Genomic DNA, 24,539 nt, shown 5'->3' with positions numbered 1-24,539 from the left:
CGAGAGATTCGAGGCCGCGCAACCTGCGCGGCCTTTTTCGTTTCGCAATGGTCCTGTTCAGGCTGCGCTCGGCGATCCGATATCCTGTCGCGGAGAGACACCGAATTTGCGCGAATATTCTCGGCTGAACTGGGTCGGGCTTTCATACCCCACTTCAAAAGCGGTCTGTGACACGCTGAGCCCGCGATGGGACAGCAGCCTGCGCGCTTCGAGCAGCCTAAGATCCTTTTGGTACTGCAACGGTGAATTTGCGGTCACCGATTTGAAATGAGCGTGAAAGGCCGAAACGCTCATACCCGCTGTTTGCGCAAGGTCGGACACGGGTAACGGGATTCGGAAATCCGCCCGGATGACATCTATGGCCCGAGCGATCCTGCTGGCGGCACTGTCACGCCACAGCATTTGCCGCAGCATCCCTCCGTGATCCGCTTGCAGCAGCCGATAGTGGATTTCCCGGCTGATCATCGGCGCAAGTACCTGCCGGTCTATCGCGGTCTGGCTAGCGCGAAACAGGCGGGCCATGGCATCGACCATCTCATCCGAGGCTTGAGATACGGCCAGACTGAGGGCTCCTTCGGGCTCGGATGGTGCAGTCTCAACCTCATCGTAGAGGCCACGCAACACGGATAGGTCCAGCGAAAGAACCAGACCCACATAGGGTGTCTGACGGCTCGCCTCGGTGACCGAAGCCAAAACCGGCAGTGCGTGGCTGACGATCAGAGAGTCTCCCGCTCCGAAATGGACGAGCCGGTCGCCAATGCGGGTTTCTTTTCTACCTTGTAGAACTAGGCAGACAATAGGGTCATAGACTTGGGCTTCGATGGATTTGGTTTTTACGTCGTGCAGCAACCCCAGACCGTCCAGCGCAGTTGGGTAGAACTGTGCATCCTCGGGCTGATCGCGCACGGTTTCGCAGATTTCGGCAATCAGATCAGTTTGTGTCATGTCCGGCCTCGCGCTCTGTTCATGAGTATTCTGTCGAACCACGCCTGACCAGTGAAAACCTGAAGGTTCAGAGGAATAGGCAGAAGTTGAGGAGAATCCGGCAGGCGGTCGGTGGGGCAGGGGCTTATTTGTCTGGCAGGCCCATCCTAGTGGAGAACGATTATGGCACAGACTATCCTAGTTACCGGCGCGTCTTCTGGCATCGGCAAAGTCACTGCGGAGCTGTTTCAGCAAAAAGGCTGGAACGTCATCGCCACCATGCGCAGCCCTGAGAAGGAAGCCGAACTGACGCAGTTGGAGAATGTACTAGTTACGCGGCTGGATGTAACCGATGAGGCATCGATTTCGGCAGCCGTGGCTGAGGGGATCGCGCGGTTCGGGCAGATTGACGTTCTGTTGAACAACGCAGGTTACGGAGCTTATGGCCCGCTGGAGGCGTTCCCGATGGACCGCATCCGCCGGCAGTTCGATACCAACGTGATCGGTCTGTTGGCCGTGACAAAAGCGGTACTGCCGCATATGCGGGCCAATGGGTCGGGCTGCATCGTGAACATCTCGTCCATTGGCGGGCAGATCACCTTCCCGCTCGGGGCGCTGTATCACGGCACGAAATTTGCGGTCGAAGGCCTGTCGGAGTCTTTGCACTACGAACTCGCTGCCGCCGGTATCAAAGTCAAAATTGTTGAGCCCGGGCTGATCGCCACGGACTTCGGTGGTCGGTCCTTTGATTTCGTCAATGACGAAAGCATGACCGAGTATCAGCCAGTGGTGCAAGCCCTGTTCAGCACATGGGGGTCAGACGACATGGCCACGCGCACCTCGCCACCTAGCGTTGTGGCCGAAGTGATCTGGAACGCAGTGACGGACGGCACAGACACGCTTCGGTATCGCGCGGGTGAGGACGCGGTTGAATACCTCGATAACCGCAAAGCTCTGGATGACGCCACCTTCATCGGCGGTATGAAAACCATGCTCGGGCTGGCCTGAGTTTAAATCGGCAGCGGTCGTCCTTCGGCGATCGCTTCCATCGCGAAATACGAGGTAACGCTGTCCAGTTCTACCTTCTCGATCAGGCGTTGATAGACCTTGTCATATGACGCCATATCCTCGGTCACGACTTTCAGCTGATAGTCATAGTCGCCACCGATCCGGTGGAAATCCACCACCTCGGGGATGGTCAACACATGGCTGCGGAACGCCTGTAGCCATTCGGCTGAATGGTGGCGTGTGCGCAGCATGACAAAGACCACAAGACTCAGTCCAAGTTTCTCGCGCGCGATCCGGGCGGTTGAGCCGACGATCACGCCATTTTCGTTCAGGGCCTTTAGCCGCCGCCAGCAGGCGTTTTGCGACAACCCGACACGATCCGCCAATTCGCGCTGGGACAGCGTGGCGTCGGTTTGCAGCTCACGCAGGATGTGTTTGTCAATTTGATCTATTTTTTCAGACATATTTAATCATATGACACAAAATATGCAGAATCCATCGAAAGAAAGGTGAAGTTTTCTCGGCAAACTTCAATCACATTGGAGGGGCAATACGGAGCCTTTGCCATGACCTTGTCCAAATTTCGCGCAGACATTCAGTCCACCACTCACAATTCCAGCTTGCGCGAGGGGCTGATCGGAGAAAATGTTCTGATCCCGGGTCTGCATGGGGACGTGCCGCTGGTTTACGCGGACTATGTCGCTTCGGGACGTGCGTTGCGGCAGGTTGAGGATTTTGTCGCCGAACAGGTGCTGCCCTTCTATGCCAACAGCCATACCGAGGCCTCGTATTGCGGGTCTTACATGACCCGTCTGCGCCGCGAAGCACGCGCAGAGATTGCCCGCATTGTTGGTGCGAGGGGAGAAGACGCGGTGATCTTTACCGGGTCCGGTGCCACTGCGGGTCTGAACCGGCTGGTCAGTTTGTTGGGTGTGGATGCGGCTGACCGGCCGGTCGTTTTGATCGGGCCATATGAGCATCATTCGAACATTCTGCCTTGGCGTGAAAGCAAAGCGCAGGTGATCGAGATTCCGGAAGCTGCGGAAGGTGGCGTTGACCTGGCCGCGCTGGAGCAGGCTTTGGTCGAAAACGTCGCTTCTGATCTGATCATCGGGTCATTCTCGGCTGCATCGAATGTCACCGGGATCATCACTGAACCGGACCCGATTACCCGGCTGCTCAAGGCGCACGGGGCGGTGTCGGTTTGGGACTACGCGGGCGGCGGGCCCTACTTGCCGATGGACATGGGGCCGGAAGATGCGCGTAAGGACGCTATCGTGGTATCCCCGCATAAATTTCCCGGCGGGCCGGGGGCTTCCGGCGTGCTGATTGTCAACCAGAACGCTGTGAAACGCACATGCCCCAGCTGGCCCGGTGGCGGTACAGTCAGTTTTGTCTCGCCATGGCGTCACGACTACAGTGAGGATCTGGCCACCCGCGAAGAGGCTGGAACGCCCAACGTGATCGGCGACATTCGTGCGGCGCTGGCCTTCATCGTCAAAGATGTGGTCGGCACCGATGAAATTGCCCGCCGTGAGGAGAAATACAACCGCATGGCGCTGGAAGGGTGGGGTGACAATCCCAACCTAACCTTGCTGGGCACGAATAACCCGCATCGGTTGCCGATCTATTCCTTCCTCGTTCGGGACAATTCCGGGCAGCCGGTGCATCAGCAGCTGTTTACCCGGATGCTCAGCGATATCTACGGTATTCAGGCGCGCGGCGGATGTGCATGCGCTGGACCCTATGCGCATCGTTTGCTGGGGATTGACCGGGAAACGTCTGATGAACTGCACGCCGCTTTGTCTGCCGGGGAAGAAATGAAAAAACCCGGCTGGGTACGCTTGAATTTCTCGTATCTGATGAGCGAAGAAACGGTTCAGTTCATCATCGACAGCGTCAACGACCTGTCCCACCGGACCGAAGAGTTTGTACCCTGCTACAGCGCCGACCCGGCAACCGCCCGCTTCAAAGCGGCGTGACGGAATTGCCGCTTTTCTCAAAGCGTTGAGACGGGTATTAGGGGCTCCAATAATCGGAGCCTCTTATGAACAAGATCACCCCTCAACCCGGCATTATGGACATCGCGCTTTATCAGGGCGGCCAGTCACATGTGGCCGGGGTTGAGCATGTGATCAAGCTCAGCTCGAACGAAAATCCGTTCGGCCCCAGCCCCAAAGCGATTGAGGCGGTGCGCGACAGTGCCGAGACCCTACATCGTTACCCCAGCACCGACCACGCCTCCCTGCGGGACGCCATCGGCGCGCGTCACGGGCTGGACCCTGAGCGGCTTATCTGCGGCGTGGGCAGTGACGAGGTGTTGCAATTCATCGCTCAGGCCTATGCGGGGCCCGGGGATGAGGTCATCTATACCGAGCACGGGTTTTCCATGTACCCGATTATCGCCCGCATGGCTGGTGCGACGCCCGTCATGGTGCCCGAGCGGAATCGGCATGTGGATGTTGATAACATCCTTGCTGCAGTCACCGGTCAAACCCGGATCGTGTTCGTCACCAACCCAGGCAATCCAACCTCGACCATGATCCATGAGGCCGAACTGGTTCGGTTGGCCGAGGCGCTGCCGCAGACCTGCCTGATGGTGATTGATGGGGCCTATGCCGAGTTTGTCGACGGGTTCGACGGGGGTGCATCGCTGGTGGACCGGTTCGAGAACGTGATCATGACACGGACGTTTTCCAAGGTCTACGGACTGGGCGGGATGCGGGTCGGCTGGGGCTATGCGGCGCAGTCGGTCATTGACGTGCTGAACCGGGTGCGTCAGCCGTTCAACCTGTCCCTGACGGCTTTGGCAGCAGCCGAAGCTGCGGTGAAGGATGTGGAGTTCCTGACCTTCTGTCAGTCCGAAAACGCGCGCCTGCGGGTGTGGCTGTCCGAGGAACTGGCCAAGATCGGCGTGCCATCTGATGCGTCCTGCACCAATTTCATCCTCGTCCGTTTCGCCGATCAGGCAGAGGCTGAGGCCTGTGATGATTACCTCAAGACCCAAGGTCTGATCGTGCGCCGTGTTGCCGGATACAACCTGCCCAATGCGCTGCGGATTACCGTGGGCGATGAAGAGGCGTGCCGCCGTGTCGTTGCGGCCATCACCGCGTTCAAAGGGGATGCAGCATGAGCCAGGTTTACGACCGTGTCGCGCTGATCGGGTTGGGCTTGATCGCATCGTCCATGTTCTGGGCGATCAAACGCGCTGGCCTTGCGGGTGAGGTCACGGGCTATGCCCGGTCTGAGGCAACCCGAGACACCGCCCGTCGTATCGGCCTGTGTGACCGCGTTTGCGACACCGCACGCGAAGCGGTCGAGGGCGCGGATCTGGTCGTTCTGTGCGTTCCCGTTGGTGCGATGGAAGCCGTCGCCGCAGATATTGCCCCGGTCCTGAAGCCAGGCGCGACGGTGACGGATGTGGGCTCGGTCAAGCGGCACGTGATTCAGGCCGTGTCTCCCCATATCCCCGAGGGCGTACACTTTGTGCCCGCGCACCCACTGGCGGGGACTGAGCATTCCGGCCCAGAAGCCGGTTTTGCCGAACTTTACGACAATCGCTGGTGTTTGCTTGTACCGGTCGAAGGTTCGGACCCGGACGCCATCGCTCGCCTGCGGGCGCTGTGGGAAGGCATGGGCGCGAGTGTCGATGAGATGGATGCGGACCACCACGATCTGGTTCTGGCGGTGACGTCCCACGCGCCACACCTGATCGCCTATACGATGGTGGGTGTGGCGGACGACCTTCGCCGGGTGACTGATAGCGAAGTCATCAAGTATTCCGCCGCCGGTTTCCGCGATTTCACGCGGATTGCGGCCTCGGATCCGACCATGTGGCGCGATGTGTTCCTGACCAACAAGGATGCGACGCTGGAAATCCTCGGTCGCTTTACCGAGGAGCTTTTTGCCCTGCAACGTGCTATCCGTACCGGCGATGGCGAGCATCTGTTCGATTATTTCACCCGCACGCGCGCGATCCGGCGTGGGATCATCGACGCGGGGCAGGATACGGATGCGCCGGACTTTGGACGAGGTAAAGCGAACCCATGAGACGCGGCTGGAGGTTTCTGATGATTGGATGCGTGGCGGTCAGCGCCACATGGTCCAACGCGGCGCCTCTGGAACAGTCACTGGTTCCCGTAACGCGACCTTCGGAGGTTCCGGTTCTGGCCTTTGCCAGCACGGTTCCCGCTGATATCCGCCCCAAACTGCGGCCAGAGTCAAAAGTTGTTCTGGCAGCCGTTGCACCCCCGGCGGACGTGACGGTGTTGGGGCAAACCACACCAATCCGACCGCTCGTGCGACCGAAAGCGCTGGAGCTGGAAATATTGTTCAAAAAGCGCAAGCTGCGCAAAACTTCTGTCTGCGGTGACATTGAGATTCAGGGCAAACCGGTGGGCAACGTGCCGGGCAGGATCAAAGCGTGTGGCATCACGGATGCTGTTCAGGTCACTTCTGTTTCGGGCGTGGCGCTCAGCCGTCCGTCGACGATGGATTGCGGGACCGCGATTGCGCTGAACAAATGGGTCGACAAGACAGTTAAGCCCACGTTCAAACGGCGCGGACCTGTGGTCGAACTTCAGGTCGCCGCGCATTATGCCTGCCGTACCCGCAACAACCGTAAGGGCGCGAAAATATCCGAGCACGGCAAGGGTCGGGCGATTGATATCTCGGGCTTTAAGATGGCCGATGGCGAAGTGGTGACGGTCCTGAAGGGCTGGCGCAAGAACCCGTCAAAGCGTCAGCTGACCAAGGTTTGGCGCGGGGCGTGCGGGCCGTTTGGCACCGTGTTGGGGCCAAATGCGGATCGCTATCACAAGGACCATTTCCATCTGGATACGGCGCGCCACCGTCGGGGCCCGTACTGCCGTTAACGCAGGATCAGACGCGGAGCCGGTCCTAAGGGCAGGGGGCCAAGCGCCACAAAGCCATCGCGGAAATTCAGTTGCAGGTCCAAAGCGTTGGGGTTGCCACCCAGTCCGGCCATGAAGTTCAGCGCGCGTGTCACCGGATCGACCGCCTGATCGGGCAGGGCACCGGCCGCGTTGGCCATGGCGATCATGTCGCGCCAATTCTCGGCTTTGACGGCAATCTCACCAGTTGGAATGCCTTGTTGATCGACATCCAGCTCTCCAGCAGCGAACAACCTTAGCGCGCCCCACTTCATTTCTGCCAGTCGCAGATCAATTTTCACTGGCTGCGGTCGGCTATCCTCGAGCGCCGAGCGATCCCACGCTTTGTCGAACGTGGCGGTCATATCCAACTCCAAGGTCTCAAACGCTTGTGGCAGCGTCGTGGCTGAACGCATCAGCTCACGCAGGTCGTCGCCGGGGGTGAAACCGTCAATCCGGGCGCCGATCACATAGGCCTCGGGGGTCGGCGTCTGTTCCATCACAAGCGCAAGAGTATCGCCGCCTGCCAGTGCCTCGGCGTCGTCAGTGATCAACCACGACCCAGCGGTCAGTGCCATCTTTTCCAGCACCAGTGCGACGCCGGGCTGCAATTGCAACTCAGCCTGCAATTCGCTGGCCTCGATGGTGGCCGTCTGGTCGTAGTAGGATAGGCGCTGCGGGGTATCCGCAAAACGCAACACCTGCCGACCGGGCCAGATCGCGGGGCTTTGGAATTCGATCCAGTCGGCGCTCCAGGCGGTACCATTGACCGGATCGGCCAGCGCGGGGCTGTTCAGGCGGGTCATGTGGTGGAACGGATATCCGGCGGTTTCCACATCGGCGAATTCGGCCTGCCAGCCCCGTTCCTGCTGTTTGTCGAACCATGTCGTGATGGCATTGCGCAGCCCGAACCCGGCGATGAACCAATAGGCGCTCCACGCGACAAAGATGAAAATGATAAACCGCACCAGACCGCGCATGACAGATGGCCCTTTTTCCCGCCTCGGAATTGATGTTTATAGGCGTAAACGGCCAAGGACCAGTGCTATGACGATGTGGGTTTTCGGATATGGATCGCTGCTGTGGAATCCGGGCTTTCCGGTGGCCCGTAGCGAACGCGCCACGCTGCATGGCTATGCCCGGTCCTTCTGCATGAGCTCGATCCACCACCGCGGGACCGAGGATCATCCTGGCCTAGTTCTGGCGCTGGACGAACAGGCTGATGCCAATTGCAAGGGATTGGCCTTGGCGGTGGAAGCTGGTCACGAGGACCGTACGCTGCAAGAACTGCGTGAACGCGAGCTGATCTCATCCGCTTATGTCGAGAAGATGCTGAATGTTCAGCTGGACAATGGCGAGGTGGTGACAGCGGTGACATATGTGATCGACGCCGACCATGTGCAGTATTGCGGGGGTATGCTGCTGGAGGAGCAAGCGCAGATCATCGCGCATGCCGTAGGCGGGCGCGGGCCGAACACCGAATACCTATACAATACCGCCGAACATCTGGCCGAGATTGACCTGCGCGATCCCGATCTTGAGTGGTTGGCGCAACGGGTCCGCACCATCACTGCATAAACCCTTATAAACCCTTGGCGTCACCAGCGTATTTTCGCTAGATTCGATTAAGAGCAGGCAAAATACCGGGAACCACGCGCATGGCGCAGGCACATCAGGGCGCGAGACCGCATTTCTCGCAACCCATTCGTCAGATCGTTACGATGCTGGTCGCTATCGCTTTGGCGGGGTTTGGGGTTTTTATGGCATTGCCCTACGTGCTGCCGGTCTTTTACGCCAACCCGTACCTTAACGGTTTCATCATACTCGTCTTCGTTATCGGCGTGTTCGCCTGTTTCTATCAGGTGACGCAGCTGATCGGATCGGTCCGCTGGATTGAAGCCTTTGTTGGCGGGGTTGTGCACGAGGACGCGCGCACACCGCAATTGTTGGCGCCGCTGGCCTCCCTTTTACGTGTGCGGGGCGCACGGTCGCAGATCAGTTCAACCTCAACCCGGTCCATCCTGGACTCGGTGGCCGAGCGGATCGAGGAAGAGCGTGAGATCACCCGCTATATCACCAACGTCCTGATTTACCTTGGCCTTCTGGGTACATTCTTCGGTCTGGCCACCACAGTTCCGGCCATCGTTGACACCATCCGCAGCCTCAATCCGCAACAGGGCGAAGAAGGGCTGGCCGTGTTCAACCGCCTTATGGTGGGGTTGGAATCGCAGCTGCAGGGCATGGGCGTGGCCTTCGGCTCCTCGCTTCTGGGTCTGGCTGGGTCGCTGATTGTTGGTCTGCTCGAGCTGTTTGCGGGCCACGGGCAGAACCGCTTCTACCGTGAGCTTGAGGAATGGTTGTCTTCGATCACACGTGTTGGCTTTGCGGGCAGCGATGAGGGCGGAGCCGAGCTGGCCGTGTTGACTCCTGTTTTGGACGCCATGTCCGAGCAGATGAACGCTCTGCAGGATCTGTTTTCTGCGCAAGAGGCCGATCGCGCCGCCGTATCTTCCAGACTGGGCCAGTTGGCGGATTCCATCGGCGAGATGAATCAGCGCCAATCTGACACCGATGGCGTGACCGCCGCGCTGGAACGGGTGGCCCTTGGGCAAGACGCGCTTTTGGATCACATGCGCGAACAGGGTACTGGCGACGGAATCGATGCCGAAAGCCGGATGCGTTTGCGCTCGATGGACGTGCAATTGTTGCGTATTCTCGAAGAAATCTCGGCCGGGCGGCAAGAAAGTATGAGCGAGCTGCGCAAGGATATCGAACTGCTGGTCAAAGCCCTGACATTGCCCCGAGGCGCCGTGCGTACTGCTCCGGAAGGAGAGTAGCTTATGGCCCTGTCCCGCCGCACAGGTCAGCGTTTCCAGGGCTCAGTATGGCCCGGATTCGTGGATGCCATCACCGGGCTGTTGATGGTGCTGACCTTCGTGCTGACCATCTTCATGGTGGTGCAATTTGTGCTGCGCGAAACCATTTCCGGGCAAGAGGATGAACTGACAGCGTTGTCGGACGAGGTTGCGGCTCTAGCCGGGGCGCTTGGTCTGGAAGAGCGGGAAAACAGCCGGTTGCAGGCTCGGTTGGGGGTGCTGGATTCGACCCTGACACAGGTTGAGACCGAGCTGGTGCAAGCGCAGATTCAACTGACCGACTTCGAGGCGCAGGTCGCGGCTTTGCTGGTGGATCAGGCTCGATCACAGGATGAAATTGCCGAGCTGCAGAGCGAACAGGACGCATTGAACCTGGCTTTGGCGCAAAGCCGGGCCGAGATCGACGAACAGACCGAAGCCGCACGTTTGGCCGCCGCTCAACGCGAGGCGCTTGAGGCTTTGGTGGCAGATCTGGAGCAAAGCGACGCGGCACAGACGACACGGATTTCTGAGCTTGAGGAGCAACTGACGGCAGAAGAGGCCGCCAAACTCGCCGAGGCTGCCGCCGCCGAAAACCTGCGTAACCGCCTGCAGAATGCAGATGCCGAACTGACGGCCATGACCCTTGCGCTAGAGGCACAGCGCAAAGAAGCCGAGGAAACGCTGACCTTGCTGGCCGCGGCACAGGCCGCAAAGGCGGAACTGGAACGGCAATTTGGCGAACTGAACAACGAAGATCTGCGGGCCCGCCTTGAAGCCGCCCTTGCTGCTCAGACCGAGGCAGAGGATGAAGCGCAAGAACAGCGGACGTTGGCCGAAGAACGCGCAGCGCTGTTGGCGGTTGCGCGCGACACACTGTCGAGCGAGCAGGCGATCTCGGAACAGGCGCAACGTGAAACCGCGCTGCTAAATCAGCAGATGGCGGCGCTGCGCGAGCAGTTGGGCGGGTTGCAGGCCTTGCTCGACGACTACGAAGAACGCAATGCAGCCGCCGACATCCGCATCCAGACTCTGGGGCAGGACCTGAACGCAGCGCTGGCGCGTGCGGCCTCGGAAGAGCGCCGCCGTCGCCTGCTGGAAGAGGCCGAGCGCATCCGCCTTGAGGCCGAAGCGAAGGACCTGGCCGCGCAGGCCGAGGATCTGCAGCGCTATCGTTCCGAGTTCTTCGGCCGACTGCGGGAGGTGCTGGGCGATGAAGAGGGCGTTCGGATCGAAGGGGACCGCTTCGTGTTTTCCTCTGAGGTGCTGTTCGACACCGGATCAGCTGTTCTGTCCCCGATTGGTCAGCAAGAGGTCGCCAAGGTGGCCGCCATCCTGCGCAGTGTGGCGGCGGAAATTCCCGAAGGTCTGAACTGGGTGATCCGGGTGGATGGTCACACGGACAACGTGCCTCTGGCCGGGACCGGGCGCTACCGCGACAACTGGGAACTGAGCCAGGGCAGGGCCTTGTCTGTGGTGCGCTATATGGTCGAAGCGCTGGGAATACCGCCGAACCGGCTGGCCGCCAACGGGTTTGGTGAATTCCAACCCGTCAATCCCGCGGATACCCCCGAAGCCCGCGCACAGAACCGACGGATCGAGCTGAAGCTGACCGAGCGATAACCAATCAAGCTGTGAAAAAATCTTTTTGATCCGAGCGGATTGTCCGCTCGCATATGGTGAAAAAGAGCGCAGAACTCCTATATCTGCACCATAGGTTTATGGGAGTTATGCGTGAAAGACATTGAAACAGAGATCCACATTTCGGTGCAAAAACAACTACGTTTGCCTTACCGGCGTGTGACTCTGTGCCAACCCCGGCAAGGGCACAGGTTTTGGCTGAAACGAGTTGAGCGTTTCGCACCACATCTTTGGTTGGTGAAGGGAAAACCTGAACAGGCGTTTGATCGTGATCGGCGCGCTCATCGTTTTCTCTGGAACTACGGGATGCCCGTCCCCCGGATCGTGACCGAAGGCTTGGGGTTTATAGCCTTTGAGGACGCGGGGGTGAGCCTAACCAAGCTGTGTCAGAACGGCACTGTCACGGTGGCAGAAAAGCTTAAAGCATGCCGCGCGGCGGGGCAGGCATTAGCGCGCTTGCACGCGGTGGATCTGGCGCATGGACGTCCGGCGATGCGGGACATGTGTTGGGATGGGCGTCAGATTCGGTTCATTGACTTTGAGTATTTTGTGCCGGCCAAAGCCGGGCGGCTGCGCAAAGCGCGCGATGTAAGTATCGCGATCCTGTCGGCCTTGTCGCAGGGCGCGAATGGCCCTCGCTATGCCTATTGCATCCTATCCGCCTATCGCTCAACAAATGAGAGGCAGCCACAAGTTCTGCCGAGACCATGTCCGGTAAGAAACAGCCAACCGCGAATCTGGTAGTGCTGCTGGGTTAGAGGTTGCGTGCCTACATTTGTGGGCGGACTAACCTGCCAAATTTCTGGTACGCATGCCCAAATCAAAAAAAACCCGCCACGAAGGGCGGGTTTTCTGTTTGAGTTTTGGCCTATCAATCCGCCGTCAGCAATGGCGGCTTGTCTCCCGGAATACGCGGCTGATCGGGGCCGAAGATCTCCAGGTTCAGCTCGCCCTTCTTAACCGAAACCTGCACCACACCACCCTTGGCCAGCTTGCCGAACAGCAGCTCCTCGGCCAGAGGTTTCTTGATGTGCTCCTGGATCACGCGGCCCAGTGGACGCGCGCCCATCTTGTCGTCATAGCCCTTGTCGGCCAGCCATTCGGCGGCCTTGGGCGTCAGATCGATGGTCACGTTGCGGTCCAGCAGTTGTGCTTCAAGCTGCAGCACGAACTTCTCGACCACCTGCAGGATGACCTCTTTCGGTAGCGGGGCGAAGGAGATCACGGCATCCAAACGGTTGCGGAATTCCGGCGTAAAGGTGCGTTCGATCGCGGCGGTGTCTTCGCCTTCGCGCCGGTCACGGGCAAAGCCGATGGCGGCCTTGGCCTGTTCCTGCGCACCCGCGTTCGAAGTCATGATCAGCACCACGTTGCGGAAATTCACCGTGCGGCCGTTGTGATCGGTCAGCTCGCCATGGTCCATCACCTGCAACAGGATGTTGAACACGTCTGGGTGCGCTTTCTCGATCTCATCCAGTAGCAGCACACAATGTGGATGCTGGTCGACACCGTCGGTCAGCAGACCGCCCTGATCAAACCCGACATATCCCGGAGGCGCACCGATCAGACGGCTGACCGCGTGTTTCTCCATGTATTCCGACATATCGAACCGCAGCAGTTCCACGCCCAGCGTATCTGCCAGCTGTTTGGCGACCTCGGTTTTACCGACACCGGTCGGGCCAGCGAACAGGTAGTTACCGATGGGTTTTTCGGGCTCACGCAGACCGGCACGGGCCAGTTTGATAGCGCTGGAAAGCGCCACGATGGCGTCATCCTGACCAAATACCACCCGTTTCAGCGAGGCCTCGAGGTCTTTCAGGACCTCAGCATCGTCCTTGGTGACGTTCTTCGGCGGAATGCGCGCGATCTTGGCGACAACGGCCTCAATCTCTTTCACACCGATGGTCTTGCGACGTTTGCTTTCCGCAACCAGATGCTGCGCGGCACCGGCCTCATCGATCACGTCGATGGCCTTATCGGGCAGTTTGCGGTCGTTGATATAGCGCGCCGAGAGCTCCACGGCAGTCTTGATCGCATCCGCGGTGTATTTGATCTCGTGATGTTCTTCGAAATAGGGCTTGAGGCCGCGCAGGATCTTCACGCTGTCCTCGACCGAAGGCTCATTCACGTCGATCTTCTGGAAACGGCGGCTGAGAGCGCGGTCCTTTTCGAAATGCTGACGGAACTCTTTATAAGTGGTTGAACCCATTGTGCGCAGCTTGCCGCCCTGTAGAGCAGGTTTCAGCAGGTTCGACGCGTCCATCGCCCCACCCGAAGTGGCACCAGCACCGATCACGGTGTGAATCTCGTCAATGAACAGCACCGCGTCGGGGTGATCTTCCAGTTCGGTCACGACCGCCTTGAGCCGTTCTTCGAAATCACCGCGATAGCGGGTGCCTGCCAGAAGCGCACCCATGTCCAGCGAATAGATGGTGGTATTGGCCAAAACATCGGGCGCTTCACCAGCCACGATCTTATGCGCCAGACCTTCGGCGATGGCGGTTTTGCCTACGCCCGGGTCGCCCACCAACAGCGGGTTGTTCTTACGGCGGCGGCAGAGAACCTGAATGCAGCGCTCGACCTCATCCGCACGGCCGATCAGCGGGTCAACGTCGCCTGCACGGGACTTCGCGTTCAGATCGATGCAGTATTTCCCAAGTGCGCTTTCTTTCTGGTCGCCTTCGCCAGCGGTAGACTGAACTTCTTCCTCGACCTGATCCGCGCCCGAAACCGAGCGGTTTTCGCCATAGGCCGGGTCCTTCGCCACGCCATGCGCGATGAAGTTCACCGCGTCATAGCGGGTCATGTCCTGTTCTTGCAGGAAGTAGGCTGCGTTGCTTTCGCGTTCGGCAAAGATGGCAACCAGAACATTGGCACCTGTCACTTCGGTCCGGCCGGAGCTTTGTACGTGGATCGCAGCGCGTTGGATCACGCGTTGGAACGCAGCAGTAGGTACGGCTTCGGAGCCGTCAATATCGGTGACCAGATTAGACAAGTCTTCGTCAATGAATTCGACCAGAGTGCTGCGCAACTCATCAAGATCGACGCTGCAGGCCTTCATGACGCGGATCGCATCAGGTTCCTCCAGCAGCGCAAGCAGCAGATGCTCCAGCGTTGCGAATTCATGTCGCCGCTCATTCGCAGCCGCCAGGGCCGCGTGAATGGCTTGTTCTAATGTGCTCGAGAATGAAGGCACGCGGGTGCTCCTCTGTCTTGGGTCGAAGGGGGGCGGCTATGGCCCCATTCCAACCATGTCCTCATACTATTAGAGTTTGGTTGATCGTGGCCCGGCTTCAAGGGTTTTCTTTCACTTGACAGTCACATTTAACGTGACCGTTGCCGTGAAGGGCGTGAAATAAGCATCAAAACCGGTCTTTTCTAGCCCGCACTTCGGCAAAAACGTCGGCCGGGTCGGCATTTTCCATTCCCAATTGCGCCTGAATCGCCGGATCAGTGGCGCGCAGAAATGGGTTTGTGGCCTTTTCCACCGCAAGAGTCGACGGCACAGTCGGTCTTCCTTCGGCGCGGGCGCGGTTGATTTCGACCATCCGTTGCTGCAGTGCAGCGTTGTCGGGATCGACGGTTATGGCGAATTTGGCGTTGGATTGTGTATATTCGTGACCGGAACAGACGATTGTGTCGTCGGGCAGGGCCGCCAGTTTTGACAGCGAGGCCCACATTTGTGGCGCTGTTCCTTCGAACAGGCGGCCGCAACCAAGGGCCATCAGGCTGTCGGCGGTAAAGACCACTGAGCTTTTCGGCATGTAGTAGGCAACATGTCCAACCGTGTGGCCGGACACGTCCAGCACCTGAACCGGTTCGCCTACGATCTCGAACGTATCACCGTCCGAGACCTGCTGGTCCAGCGGGGGCAGGCGATGGGCGTCGGCAGCGGCGCCGATGACCTTGGCAGGTTGCTGTTCAAGAATGCCGGGCAAGCCGTCGACGTGATCCCAGTGATGGTGGGTCAGCAGCACATGGCTCAGACGCCAGCCGCGCGCCTCCAGTTCAGCCAGAATCGGGCCGGATTCAGGGGCGTCGACAAGAGCGGTCTGGCCACTGGCGGCGTCATGCGCCAGAAAAGCGTAATTGTCGCTGAGGCAAGGGATGGTGACGATCTCAAGAGGCATGGCCTTTTGCCCTTTCGTTGCTAGAGTGTGCTCAGCTAAGCCGATTGACCGGGTGTCCGCAATGCATCTTGATGTGCAGGATCTGAGGAACTTCTACTACCGCAGCACATTGGGCCGGGCGGCGCAGGCGGCTATTCGGGGTAGGCTGACCGATATTTGGCCTGAAGCTAAGGGCCAGACGGTGGTGGGGTTCGGCTTTGCAGTGCCCTTGTTGCGCCCATACCTGAAAGATGCGCGCCGTGTGATCGGCCTGATGCCGGGGCCACAGGGTGTTATGCCGTGGCCTGCGGGTATGTCCAACGTATCAGTTCTGACTGAAGAGACCATGTGGCCTGTTGAGACTGGCCACGTGGACAAGCTGGTGGTGATGCACGGGCTTGAGACCTCGAGCCGCCCCAGTGAATTGCTCAATGAATGCTGGCGGGTCCTGGGGCCGGGCGGTCGCGCCTTGTTCGTTGTGCCGAACCGCGCCGGGTTGTGGTCGCGAACGGACCGCACGCCGTTCGGATTCGGGCGACCATATTCAGCGTCTCAGTTGGAAAGCCAGTTGAAGGCACATCATTTCATTCCTGAGAGCCACTGCTCTGCCCTTTACATGCCACCGTCGTTTCGCCGGTTCTGGCTTAAATCGGGAAATCTGATCGAGAAAACGGGTCAGCGTCTGCCGACGGTCATGGCGGGCGGCGTATTGATGGTTGAGGTGACGAAACATATCCGGCCCCCCAGCGGTAGCGTCACCAAAGATACTGAGCGGCGCCCCATCAAAGCGTTGGACGGGTTGTTGAAGCCCGCGTAACCGCCGTACCGCCATTTGAATGGAAAAAACGCGGGAAAAAAGTCACAGGAATCGCAAAAACCTGCATATTCGTAACATTTTTCAACTGACCTAAGGGGTCCAAACCGTCGCACTTGATCTAAGTGTTTGAAAAGTAATGTTTTGTGGATAATTCCGTTACCGCTATAGTATATTGCTTGGTTGGTTCTGCTCTGCTACATCCCCCGTGATTTTGATCCCCGCCCTAAAAGGACGGGGTTTCCTCACGCCCCAAGGTAGCGGCCGCTACTCAAAATCGGGGCCTCAAATATCGGAAGGGTGGACGTGTCCGAACCAGCTTCGATTTCCACAGGCATCGCCGAGCGCTATGCCACCGCAATCTTTGAGATTGCAAAAGAGAACAATGACCTTGCAGGTCTGGAATCCGGCATCAATGATCTGTCAGCAGCTCTGGGCGAAAGCGCCGAGTTGCGCGACCTGATTGCATCACCGCTGGTTTCGCGTGCCGAACAGGAAGCCGCGATTACCGCAGTCGCCGACAAGATGGGTCTGCATGCCATCTTGCGTAACACGCTGGGTCTGATGGCGCAGAAACGTCGCCTGTTTGTTGTGCCGCAACTGGTGCAGGTTCTGCGCGACATGCTGGCTGACGAGCGCGGCGAAGTGACCGCCGATGTCGCCTCGGCCAAAGCGCTGACCAAGACACAACTGGAAAAATTGTCCAAAACGCTGTCCGAGCGTGTGGGCAAGACCGTAACTATAAATGCGACCGTGGATGAAAGCCTCATCGGCGGTCTTGTCGTTAAAGTGGGCTCGAAGATGATCGATAGCTCGATCCGTTCGAAGCTGAACTCCCTACAGAATGCAATGAAAGAGGTCGGATAAATGGGAATCCAAGCTGCAGAGATTTCTGCAATCCTGAAGGACCAGATCAAGAACTTTGGTCAGGAAGCGGAAGTGGCCGAAATCGGTCGCGTGCTGAGCGTCGGTGACGGGATTGCCCGTGTATACGGCCTGGACAACGTGCAAGCGGGTGAAATGGTCGAATTCCCCGGCGGCATCATGGGCATGGCCCTTAACCTGGAAAGCGACAACGTGGGTGTCGTTATCTTCGGTTCTGACCGTGACATCAAAGAAGGTGACACCGTAAAGCGCACCAACTCGATCGTGGACGTTCCGATCGGAGACGAACTGCTGGGCCGCGTTGTTGACGGTCTGGGCAACCCGCTGGACGGCAAAGGCCCGATCAACGCAACCAAGCGTGGCGTTGCAGACGTCAAAGCCCCCGGCATTATCCCGCGTAAATCGGTGCACGAGCCGATGGCAACCGGCCTGAAATCGGTTGACGCGATGATCCCGATCGGCCGTGGCCAGCGTGAGCTGATCATTGGTGACCGTCAGACCGGTAAAACCGCCGTTGCTCTGGACGCGATCCTGAACCAGAAAACCTACAACGACGCAGCCGGCGACGACGAGTCGAAGAAGCTGTACTGCATCTACGTTGCGATCGGTCAGAAGCGTTCGACCGTTGCACAGCTGGTGAAGAAACTGGAAGAGTCCGGCGCGATTGAATACTCGATCGTTGTTGCTGCGACCGCGTCTGACCCGGCGCCGATGCAGTTCCTGGCACCCTATTCCGCAACTGCGATGGCCGAGTACTTCCGTGACAACGGTCGCCACGCGCTGATCATCTATGATGACCTGTCGAAACAGGCTGTTTCGTATCGTCAGATGTCGCTGCTGCTGCGCCGTCCGCCCGGACGTGAAGCCTATCCTGGTGACGTTTTCTACCTCCACTCGCGTCTGCTGGAGCGTTCGGCGAAGCTGAACGAAGACTTCGGTGCAGGCTCGCTGACGGCTCTGCCGGTTATCGAAACTCAGGGTGGTGACGTTTCGGCGTTTATTCCGACCAACGTGATTTCGATCACCGACGGCCAGATCTTCCTGGAAACCGAACTGTTCTATCAGGGCATCCGTCCTGCTGTGAACACCGGTCTGTCGGTTTCGCGTGTGGGCTCGTCAGCTCAGACCAACTCGATGAAGTCGGTTGCTGGTCCCGTTAAACTGGAACTGGCTCAGTACCGCGAAATGGCTGCGTTTGCGCAGTTTGGTTCCGACCTTGACGCCGCAACTCAGCAGCTGCTGAACCGTGGTGCACGTCTGACCGAGCTGATGAAGCAGCCGCAGTACTCGCCGCTGACCAACGCCGAAATCGTATGCGTCATCTTCGCGGGTACCAACGGTTACCTCGACAAGATCGACGTCGCGGACGTTGGCCGTTACGAAGCTGGCCTGCTGGCGCACCTGCGTGGCAAACACGCGGATCTGCTTCAGTGGATCACGGACGAAGATCCCAAGATCAAGGGTGACGCTTCCGACAAGATCAAGGCTGCGCTGGACGAATACGCCGCAACCTTCGCTTAAGGGAGAGGCGGGCATATGCCAAATCTTAAGGACCTTAAAAACAGGATCGAGTCGGTCAAATCGACCCGCAAGATCACCAAGGCCATGCAGATGGTCGCGGCAGCAAAACTGCGCCGCGCCCAGGAATCTGCCGAAGCCTCGCGTCCCTATGCCGAGCGGTTCAATGCCGTGATGGCGGGGTTGGCGGCTTCGGTCGGGGGCAGCGATAGCGCCCCCAAGCTGCTCCGTGGTACGGGCAGTGATGATGTGCATCTGCTGGTTGTGATGACAGCCGAACGCGGCCTCTGCGGCGGCTTCAACTCGAACATCGCCAAGCTGGCCCGTGTCAAAGCGGAAGAGCTGCGCCTGAAAGGCAAGACAGTCAAGGTTTTGACTGTCGGCAAGAAGGGCCGCGACGCGCTCAAGCGCGATTTGGGCGATCTGTTCGTCGGGCATGTCGACCTGAGCGAAGTCAAACGCATTGGTTACACCAACGCGCAAGACATCGCGAAGGACATCCTGTCTCGCTTTGATGGGGCTGAGTTTGATGTTGCTACGATCTTCTACTCGAAGTTCGTCAACGTTGTGACCCAGATCCCGACGGCACAGCAAATCATCCCCGCCTCGTTCGAGGACGAGGCGACGGGTGACGACAGCGGTGCCATTTTCGACTACGAGCCCAGCGAAGAGGCCATCTTGGCTGACCTGCTGCCCAAGGGGGTTGCGACCGCGATCTTCTCGGCTCTGCTCGAGAACGGAGCGTCTGAACAGGGTGCACGGATGTCTGCAATGGACAACGCGACACGCAACGCGGGTGAGATGATCGACAAGCTGACGATCCAGTTCAACCGCTCGCGTCAGGCCGTGATCACCAACGAGCTGATTGAAATTATTTCCGGCGCCGAAGCGCTGTAAGAAAACCGGAGACGAAACATGGCGAATGCAAAAGGCAAAGTCACACAGATCATCGGGGCCGTCGTCGACGTGCACTTCGAAGATCAGCTGCCTGAAATTCTGAACGCGCTGGAAACCACCAACAACGGCAAGCGCCTGGTGTTGGAAGTTGCTCAGCACCTGGGTGAAAACACTGTCCGCACCATCGCGATGGACGCGACCGAAGGTCTGGTCCGTGGCGAAGCGGTTACCGACACCGGCGCACCGATCTCGGTTCCGGTTGGTAACGCCACCCTGGGCCGCATCCTGAACGTTGTCGGCGAGCCGATCGACGAAAAGGGTGAAGTTGCTGCAACCGAAACCCGTGCGATCCACCAGCCCGCACCAGAGTTCGACGAACAGTCGACCGAGTCGGAAATCCTGGTGACCGGCATCAAGGTTGTTGACCTGCTGGCCCCTTACGCCAAAGGCGGTAAGATCGGCCTGTTCGGCGGTGCCGGCGTGGGTAAAACCGTTCTGATCATGGAACTGATCAACAACATCGCAAAAGTGCACTCGGGCTTCTCGGTGTTCGCGGGTGTTGGTGAACGGACCCGTGAAGGGAACGACCTGTACCACGAGATGATCGAATCGAACGTTATTAAGCCGGACAACCTGTCGGAATCGCAGGTGGCCCTGGTTTACGGTCAGATGAACGAACCTCCGGGAGCACGTGCACGTGTTGCTCTGACCGGCCTGACCCTGGCCGAGCAGTTCCGCGACCAGTCGGGTACCGACGTTCTGTTCTTCGTCGATAACATCTTCCGCTTCACGCAGGCTGGTTCCGAGGTTTCGGCTCTGCTGGGTCGTATCCCGTCAGCCGTGGGCTACCAGCCGACACTGGCCACCGACATGGGCGCCCTGCAGGAACGCATCACCTCGACCAAGTCGGGCTCGATCACCTCGGTTCAGGCGATCTACGTTCCTGCGGACGACCTTACCGACCCTGCGCCGGCAACCTCGTTTGCTCACTTGGATGCGACCACCGTTCTTAACCGTGCGATCTCGGAAAAGGGTATCTACCCGGCGGTTGACCCGCTCGACTCCACCTCGCGTCTGCTCGACCCGGCCATCGTTGGTGAAGAGCACTACAAGGTTGCGACCGACGTTCAGCAGATCCTCCAGCGCTACAAATCGCTGCAGGACATCATCGCCATCCTTGGCATGGACGAACTGTCGGAAGAGGACAAACTGACCGTGGCCCGTGCCCGTAAGATCGAACGCTTCATGTCGCAGCCGTTCGACGTGGCGCAGGTCTTCACCGGCTCGCCGGGTGTTCAGGTTCCTCTGGATGTCACCATCTCGTCGTTTAAGGCCGTTGTGGCTGGCGAATACGATCACCTGCCCGAAGCGGCCTTCCTGATGGTTGGCGGCATCGAAGAAGTGATCGCCAAAGCGGAAAAGATGGCCGCAGAAGCCGCCTAAGGAGTATCCCTGATGGCAAACACGATGCAATTCGACCTCGTCAGCCCCGAGCGGAGCCTAGCTTCGCTTGCGGCGACGGCGGTCCAGATTCCCGGCGCGGACGGGGATATGACGGCAATGCCCGATCATGCCCCCACCATCACCACCCTGCGCCCGGGCATCCTGAAGGTCGACTCACCCGAAGGGTCCAGCGAATACCTGGTCACCGGCGGGTTTGCTCAGATCAACGGCGATGGCCTGTCGGTTCTGGCTGAAAAGGCCATTCCGGTAACCGAGGTGACCCGGTCGCATCTGGACGACCTGATCGCCGAGGCTCGTGCTTCGCACGAAGTGGCAAAGAATGGCGACGATCAGAGCATCGTCGACGACGCCGCCAAGCTTCTGGCCGACATGGAAGCCCTTGGAACGCATATGAGCCTGTAAGGTTCACTGCATTTAGAATGCTGAAAACGGCTCCACATATGTGGGGCCGTTTTTTGTCGTGATTTTGGAGATGCGCCGGGATAAGGTTGCGGAATTGAAAGATAAAGACGATGAAATGAAGACTTTTCGAACCCACCCTATTGGTATCGACCAAGGCGAGGCAGTGCTGTTTTCCGATTTCGCCGATGGTGGCGATATGTGGACGGGCGAGGGCCCACGCGAGCGGCGGAAATCCATCACCTTCAGTCAACCCTTCCGATCAGAACCGGTAGTTCAAATCGGCGTGTCGCTGTGGGATGTTGATACATCCTCGGCCTTGCGGGCCGAAGTGACAGCCGAGGATATTTCTTCCGAGGGGTTCACGGCCGTGTTCCGAACATGGTCTGATACCCGAATTGCCCGGATCCGGGCCACGTGGACTGCCATCGGTGAGGTCGCGCACGCGGATGACTGGGATATTTCCTAAAGGCCTGCGTCAAACGCTTGGCGACGGCACTGTGGCCTTGTGCTGAGAACTTACTGCAACGCAGATAGGATGTATTCTATTTCCCGAATACCCATCCCTGTTTTTTGAATGGTCAAAAAGGTTGCCAAGGCACCAATCAGGAAGCAGACGGGTACTCGAGCAAGCGCGCTTTCACGCAAAATTAGGCCGACAAAACCAACGAGAACCGAAAGAACAAGCAGAAAAATTGAAGCCGTAAGAGCACCCTCATAAATTTGCTGTGCGGTCTCGGTTGGAATTTTCGTGGCCTTACCTGCCAAAAACAGGCTGATGCAAGAGCTGATACCGAAAACGAGGCCTAAAACGGAGCTGCGTATTCGCGCTTCTTTTGAAGCATTTCGAGCTGGATGTTCACCGTGTCCTGTACTCTGAGATGCAGTGCTGTTGCGTGTAGCCCGTTTTTTAGAGAATGCGCGCAACAGAAAAATGCAGCCGGTAAGAATAAAAGTCACACTACACAGTGCCGAAGCCACTATGTACCCTAGGCCGGGGCCCTCACGGAGGATTTCGTAGTTTTCGTTTAGGTCTTTGATGATGAATAGACCCAGACTCATCAAAAAAGCACCGATACAAACAACGATTAAGTTTGGCTTTTGGGGCGCCTGTGCCGCAGTGCTTTGCGGTCCGCCAAACAAAACTGGTTGGGAATGCCCGGGATTGGCGTTGATGCGCTGAATGCGTTCTTGGAAATTTGCGTTGGACATGCGGTGAATTCTTCGAGCTTCGAAATTTAATTCACCGTGTCGCACGAATGTGGTGACAATTGGTCGAGAAGTGGCGGTTTTCAGACATTTATAGCCGCGCGACGCACCCTTGGCTGGTTGTAAAAGTAGGTGCCGGGATTATAAGAATGGCCGGTTTTCACCGCCTGCTCGATCACCTGCAAACGCCTGGTATAGTAGATTGGCGTATTGAGTTCAGATCGGGCAGGGGGATGTCGGAGGCGCTGCCTCGAGCAGAAAAGTCGAGGTCTGCACAGCTTTGAAGGGGGGCGGAAATCCTAGCTGTTTTCCGCCTCAATCATATCAACACGTGTCGCGTGACGGCCGCCTTCGAACTCGGCGGTTAGAAAGGCGTCGACGATGTCCAGCGCCTGGCCTTCTCCTACCACACGCGCGCCGATGGACAGCATGTTGGCGTTGTTGTGCTGACGGATCATACGGGCCGAGAACGCGTCCGAGCAGACGCCGCAGCGGATGCCGGGCACTTTGTTGGCCGCCATCATAATGCCTTGCCCAGTACCGCACAGGATGATCCCCAACTGGCAGTCACCTGAGGCCACGGCCTGTGCTGCAGCTTTTCCATGTTTGGGGTAATGCGTGCTTTCGGGGGTAGTTGGTCCGATATCGACCACGTCCCAGCCTTGGGCTGAGATGTGGTTTGCGACGGCTTGGCGCAGCTCGATGGCAGCATGGTCGCTGGAAAGAACAATTCGTTTTGAGGCTGTCACGGAAACGTCCTGCTTTAGTATTACAACGAAAAAGGGCGGCTGGTGGGCCGCCCGTCTGTGTCAGTCCATGTGGTACATGGATTCGTAGATCGGCGTCAGGGTTTTGTCCTCGAACAGAGATGACACGCTGGTGCCATTCCAGATGTTCAGGATCGCTTGGGTAAAGATTGGCGCGGTCGGCACGATGCGGATATTCTTGGCCTTTGCGACCTCTTTGGTAGGCTGGATTGTGTCGGTCAGCACCAGCGATTTCATCACCGAGTTTGTCACACGCTCAACCGCGGGGCCGCTCATGACGCCGTGGGTAATGTAGGAGTGGACTTCTTTCGCACCGTTATCCAGCAGAACCTGCGCCGCTTTGCAGAGCGTACCGGCGGTGTCGCACATGTCGTCCACGATCAGACAGATCTTGTCTTTCACGTCACCAATCACGGTCATCTCGGCCACTTCACCGGCCTTTTCGCGGCGCTTGTCTACGATCGACAGGGGGGCGTTGATCCGCTTGGCCAGTTCACGTGCGCGGGCCACGCCGCCCACGTCGGGCGAGACCACCATGATCTCGTCCAGATTGTCCTTGAACTGGTTTTTCACATCCAATGCAAAGATCGGCGAGGCATAGAGGTTGTCCACGGGGATATCAAAGAACCCCTGAATCTGCGCGGCGTGAAGGTCCATGGTCAGAACCCGTTCGATCCCTGCGCCGGTCAGCATGTTGGCGACCAGCTTGGCGCTGATCGGCGTGCGGGCTTTGGTGCGGCGATCCTGACGGGCATAGCCAAAATAGGGGATCACTGCAGTGATCCGCTGCGCGGACGAGCGGCGCAGTGCGTCGGCGATGATCAGCAGTTCCATCAGGTTATCATTGGCAGGGTTCGAGGTCGGCTGGACGATGAACATATCCTCGCCCCGGACGTTTTCGAACACCTCGACGAAAATCTCGCCGTCGTTGAACCGCTCGACCCGCGCGTCGACCAGCCCCTGATCGACACCGCGATACAGGCTCATACGGCGAGCAATGGATTCGGCAAGCGGAAGATTGGCGTTCCCAGCGATTAGCTTGGGTTCGTGGAGTGTCGGCATCGGCTGAGGTCCCCGGGCAGCAATGGCAAATGTGACAGATTCGTGATGTTGACACCGCTTAGCATGGCCTTACCGTCCAGCAAAGATAACCCAGC

The 24,539-nt window shown here is 58.5% G+C and carries 24 protein-coding genes; 16 read left to right on the top strand and 8 right to left on the bottom strand.

Translation table 11 applies throughout. The features are described 5' to 3' along the window. Positions 1 to 57 precede the first annotated feature (57 nt). Entirely contained in the window at positions 58 to 945 is an 888-nt protein-coding gene (locus ACXAGD_RS12530; RefSeq protein WP_475211067.1) for an AraC family transcriptional regulator, read from the bottom strand. A 162-nt stretch (positions 946 to 1,107) separates the two neighbouring features. On the opposite strand from ACXAGD_RS12530, the gene ACXAGD_RS12525 reads away from it, so the two are divergent. After that, positions 1,108 to 1,932: an SDR family oxidoreductase gene (locus ACXAGD_RS12525; RefSeq protein WP_475211065.1), complete on the top strand. Its 825-nt coding sequence runs from the start codon at positions 1,108 to 1,110 to the stop codon at positions 1,930 to 1,932. A gap of 2 nt (positions 1,933 to 1,934) precedes the next feature. On the opposite strand, the gene ACXAGD_RS12520 is transcribed toward ACXAGD_RS12525, so the two are convergent. Further along, positions 1,935 to 2,396: an Lrp/AsnC family transcriptional regulator gene (locus ACXAGD_RS12520; protein WP_475211063.1), complete on the bottom strand. Its 462-nt coding sequence runs from the start codon at positions 2,394 to 2,396 to the stop codon at positions 1,935 to 1,937. Between the two features lie 102 nt (positions 2,397 to 2,498). On the opposite strand from ACXAGD_RS12520, the gene ACXAGD_RS12515 reads away from it, so the two are divergent. The 4 genes from ACXAGD_RS12515 (at position 2,499) to ACXAGD_RS12500 (ending at position 6,806) form a co-directional block, all read left to right on the top strand. Beyond that, positions 2,499 to 3,914 carry an aminotransferase class V-fold PLP-dependent enzyme gene (locus ACXAGD_RS12515; protein WP_475211061.1) on the top strand — a complete coding sequence of 472 codons (1,416 nt, stop codon included), beginning with the start codon at positions 2,499 to 2,501 and terminating at the stop codon, positions 3,912 to 3,914. A 65-nt stretch (positions 3,915 to 3,979) separates the two neighbouring features. Further along, positions 3,980 to 5,065 (top strand): histidinol-phosphate transaminase, encoded by a 1,086-nt coding sequence (gene hisC / locus ACXAGD_RS12510; RefSeq protein ID WP_475211060.1) that lies wholly within the window; start codon positions 3,980 to 3,982, stop codon positions 5,063 to 5,065. Further along, positions 5,062 to 5,982 (top strand): prephenate/arogenate dehydrogenase family protein, encoded by a 921-nt coding sequence (locus ACXAGD_RS12505; RefSeq protein WP_475211059.1) that lies wholly within the window; start codon positions 5,062 to 5,064, stop codon positions 5,980 to 5,982. The genes hisC and ACXAGD_RS12505 overlap by 4 nt, the downstream gene beginning before the upstream one ends. A 20-nt stretch (positions 5,983 to 6,002) precedes the next feature. Next, positions 6,003 to 6,806, top strand: coding sequence for an extensin-like domain-containing protein (locus tag ACXAGD_RS12500; protein ID WP_475211057.1), 804 nt, complete (start codon positions 6,003 to 6,005; stop codon positions 6,804 to 6,806). Here the strand turns inward: ACXAGD_RS12500 and ACXAGD_RS12495 are convergent. Further along, positions 6,803 to 7,804 carry a DUF2125 domain-containing protein gene (locus ACXAGD_RS12495; RefSeq protein WP_475211056.1) on the bottom strand — a complete coding sequence of 334 codons (1,002 nt, stop codon included), beginning with the start codon at positions 7,802 to 7,804 and terminating at the stop codon, positions 6,803 to 6,805. The two genes, ACXAGD_RS12500 and ACXAGD_RS12495, sit on opposite strands and share 4 nt — an antisense overlap. A gap of 67 nt (positions 7,805 to 7,871) precedes the next feature. Here ACXAGD_RS12495 and ACXAGD_RS12490 point away from each other — a divergent pair, with 67 nt between their 5' ends. The 4 genes from ACXAGD_RS12490 (at position 7,872) to ACXAGD_RS12475 (ending at position 12,064) form a co-directional block, all read left to right on the top strand. Continuing rightward, complete coding sequence (locus ACXAGD_RS12490; protein ID WP_475211055.1) at positions 7,872 to 8,402, top strand: gamma-glutamylcyclotransferase; 531 nt, start codon at positions 7,872 to 7,874, stop codon at positions 8,400 to 8,402. 80 nt (positions 8,403 to 8,482) lie between these two features. Beyond that, positions 8,483 to 9,661 (top strand): biopolymer transporter ExbB, encoded by a 1,179-nt coding sequence (locus ACXAGD_RS12485; protein WP_475211052.1) that lies wholly within the window; start codon positions 8,483 to 8,485, stop codon positions 9,659 to 9,661. Positions 9,662 to 9,664: 3 nt separating this feature from the next. Continuing rightward, complete coding sequence (locus ACXAGD_RS12480) at positions 9,665 to 11,302, top strand: peptidoglycan -binding protein (RefSeq protein WP_475211050.1); 1,638 nt, start codon at positions 9,665 to 9,667, stop codon at positions 11,300 to 11,302. Between the two features lie 111 nt (positions 11,303 to 11,413). After that, positions 11,414 to 12,064 (top strand): phosphotransferase, encoded by a 651-nt coding sequence (locus tag ACXAGD_RS12475; protein ID WP_475211048.1) that lies wholly within the window; start codon positions 11,414 to 11,416, stop codon positions 12,062 to 12,064. 127 nt (positions 12,065 to 12,191) lie between these two features. Here the strand turns inward: ACXAGD_RS12475 and clpA are convergent, their stop codons facing one another. Together clpA and gloB are read right to left on the bottom strand one after the other, a co-directional pair. Continuing rightward, complete coding sequence (gene clpA, locus ACXAGD_RS12470) at positions 12,192 to 14,516, bottom strand: ATP-dependent Clp protease ATP-binding subunit ClpA (protein ID WP_475211045.1); 2,325 nt, start codon at positions 14,514 to 14,516, stop codon at positions 12,192 to 12,194. Between the two features lie 166 nt (positions 14,517 to 14,682). Continuing rightward, on the bottom strand, positions 14,683 to 15,450 hold the full coding sequence (gene gloB / locus ACXAGD_RS12465; protein ID WP_475211042.1) for a hydroxyacylglutathione hydrolase: 768 nt from the start codon (positions 15,448 to 15,450) through the stop codon (positions 14,683 to 14,685). Positions 15,451 to 15,511: 61 nt separating this feature from the next. Between gloB and ACXAGD_RS12460 the strand changes: the two genes are divergently transcribed. From ACXAGD_RS12460 to ACXAGD_RS12430, 7 genes are all read left to right on the top strand, one after another. Continuing rightward, positions 15,512 to 16,246: a methyltransferase domain-containing protein gene (locus ACXAGD_RS12460; RefSeq protein ID WP_475211040.1), complete on the top strand. Its 735-nt coding sequence runs from the start codon at positions 15,512 to 15,514 to the stop codon at positions 16,244 to 16,246. Positions 16,247 to 16,549: 303 nt separating this feature from the next. Further along, positions 16,550 to 17,110, top strand: a complete 561-nt coding sequence (locus tag ACXAGD_RS12455; RefSeq protein WP_475211038.1) for a F0F1 ATP synthase subunit delta — start codon at positions 16,550 to 16,552, stop codon at positions 17,108 to 17,110. Further along, positions 17,111 to 18,649, top strand: coding sequence for a F0F1 ATP synthase subunit alpha (gene atpA, locus ACXAGD_RS12450; RefSeq protein WP_475211036.1), 1,539 nt, complete (start codon positions 17,111 to 17,113; stop codon positions 18,647 to 18,649). It begins immediately after the preceding gene. A 15-nt stretch (positions 18,650 to 18,664) separates the two neighbouring features. Further along, positions 18,665 to 19,543 carry a F0F1 ATP synthase subunit gamma gene (locus ACXAGD_RS12445; RefSeq protein ID WP_475211033.1) on the top strand — a complete coding sequence of 293 codons (879 nt, stop codon included), beginning with the start codon at positions 18,665 to 18,667 and terminating at the stop codon, positions 19,541 to 19,543. Between the two features lie 18 nt (positions 19,544 to 19,561). Further along, positions 19,562 to 20,986 carry a F0F1 ATP synthase subunit beta gene (gene atpD / locus ACXAGD_RS12440; protein WP_475211031.1) on the top strand — a complete coding sequence of 475 codons (1,425 nt, stop codon included), beginning with the start codon at positions 19,562 to 19,564 and terminating at the stop codon, positions 20,984 to 20,986. 12 nt (positions 20,987 to 20,998) lie between these two features. Continuing rightward, the gene (locus ACXAGD_RS12435; protein WP_475211030.1) at positions 20,999 to 21,409 is read left to right on the top strand and encodes a F0F1 ATP synthase subunit epsilon; all 411 of its coding nucleotides are present in this window, start codon (positions 20,999 to 21,001) and stop codon (positions 21,407 to 21,409) included. Between the two features lie 115 nt (positions 21,410 to 21,524). After that, the gene (locus ACXAGD_RS12430) at positions 21,525 to 21,875 is read left to right on the top strand and encodes an H-type lectin domain-containing protein (protein WP_475211027.1); all 351 of its coding nucleotides are present in this window, start codon (positions 21,525 to 21,527) and stop codon (positions 21,873 to 21,875) included. Positions 21,876 to 21,925: 50 nt separating this feature from the next. On the opposite strand, the gene ACXAGD_RS12425 is transcribed toward ACXAGD_RS12430, so the two are convergent. The 3 genes from ACXAGD_RS12425 to ACXAGD_RS12415 form a co-directional block, all read right to left on the bottom strand. Further along, on the bottom strand, positions 21,926 to 22,618 hold the full coding sequence (locus tag ACXAGD_RS12425; RefSeq protein ID WP_475211025.1) for a hypothetical protein: 693 nt from the start codon (positions 22,616 to 22,618) through the stop codon (positions 21,926 to 21,928). A 296-nt stretch (positions 22,619 to 22,914) separates the two neighbouring features. Beyond that, on the bottom strand, positions 22,915 to 23,364 hold the full coding sequence (rpiB, locus tag ACXAGD_RS12420; RefSeq protein ID WP_475211023.1) for a ribose 5-phosphate isomerase B: 450 nt from the start codon (positions 23,362 to 23,364) through the stop codon (positions 22,915 to 22,917). Between the two features lie 60 nt (positions 23,365 to 23,424). Beyond that, complete coding sequence (locus tag ACXAGD_RS12415) at positions 23,425 to 24,444, bottom strand: ribose-phosphate pyrophosphokinase (RefSeq protein WP_475211022.1); 1,020 nt, start codon at positions 24,442 to 24,444, stop codon at positions 23,425 to 23,427. Positions 24,445 to 24,539 lie beyond the last annotated feature (95 nt).

The sequence above is a fragment of the Ruegeria sp. ABF4_144 genome, from assembly GCF_056160045.1.
This window is presented reverse-complemented; position numbering and strand designations above follow the sequence as displayed.

Coding starts and splice junctions, on each gene's coding strand:
- ACXAGD_RS12530 (WP_475211067.1), bottom strand. CDS start 945: ATGACACAAACTGATCTGATTGCCGAAATCTGCGAAACCGTGCGCGAT.
- ACXAGD_RS12525 (WP_475211065.1), top strand. CDS start 1,108: ATGGCACAGACTATCCTAGTTACCGGCGCGTCTTCTGGCATCGGCAAA.
- ACXAGD_RS12520 (WP_475211063.1), bottom strand. CDS start 2,396: ATGTCTGAAAAAATAGATCAAATTGACAAACACATCCTGCGTGAGCTG.
- ACXAGD_RS12515 (WP_475211061.1), top strand. CDS start 2,499: ATGACCTTGTCCAAATTTCGCGCAGACATTCAGTCCACCACTCACAAT.
- hisC (WP_475211060.1), top strand. CDS start 3,980: ATGAACAAGATCACCCCTCAACCCGGCATTATGGACATCGCGCTTTAT.
- ACXAGD_RS12505 (WP_475211059.1), top strand. CDS start 5,062: ATGAGCCAGGTTTACGACCGTGTCGCGCTGATCGGGTTGGGCTTGATC.
- ACXAGD_RS12500 (WP_475211057.1), top strand. CDS start 6,003: ATGATTGGATGCGTGGCGGTCAGCGCCACATGGTCCAACGCGGCGCCT.
- ACXAGD_RS12495 (WP_475211056.1), bottom strand. CDS start 7,804: ATGCGCGGTCTGGTGCGGTTTATCATTTTCATCTTTGTCGCGTGGAGC.
- ACXAGD_RS12490 (WP_475211055.1), top strand. CDS start 7,872: ATGACGATGTGGGTTTTCGGATATGGATCGCTGCTGTGGAATCCGGGC.
- ACXAGD_RS12485 (WP_475211052.1), top strand. CDS start 8,483: ATGGCGCAGGCACATCAGGGCGCGAGACCGCATTTCTCGCAACCCATT.
- ACXAGD_RS12480 (WP_475211050.1), top strand. CDS start 9,665: ATGGCCCTGTCCCGCCGCACAGGTCAGCGTTTCCAGGGCTCAGTATGG.
- gloB (WP_475211042.1), bottom strand. CDS start 15,450: ATGCCTCTTGAGATCGTCACCATCCCTTGCCTCAGCGACAATTACGCT.
- ACXAGD_RS12460 (WP_475211040.1), top strand. CDS start 15,512: ATGCATCTTGATGTGCAGGATCTGAGGAACTTCTACTACCGCAGCACA.
- atpA (WP_475211036.1), top strand. CDS start 17,111: ATGGGAATCCAAGCTGCAGAGATTTCTGCAATCCTGAAGGACCAGATC.
- ACXAGD_RS12445 (WP_475211033.1), top strand. CDS start 18,665: ATGCCAAATCTTAAGGACCTTAAAAACAGGATCGAGTCGGTCAAATCG.
- atpD (WP_475211031.1), top strand. CDS start 19,562: ATGGCGAATGCAAAAGGCAAAGTCACACAGATCATCGGGGCCGTCGTC.
- ACXAGD_RS12435 (WP_475211030.1), top strand. CDS start 20,999: ATGGCAAACACGATGCAATTCGACCTCGTCAGCCCCGAGCGGAGCCTA.
- ACXAGD_RS12430 (WP_475211027.1), top strand. CDS start 21,525: ATGAAGACTTTTCGAACCCACCCTATTGGTATCGACCAAGGCGAGGCA.
- ACXAGD_RS12425 (WP_475211025.1), bottom strand. CDS start 22,618: ATGTCCAACGCAAATTTCCAAGAACGCATTCAGCGCATCAACGCCAAT.
- ACXAGD_RS12415 (WP_475211022.1), bottom strand. CDS start 24,444: ATGCCGACACTCCACGAACCCAAGCTAATCGCTGGGAACGCCAATCTT.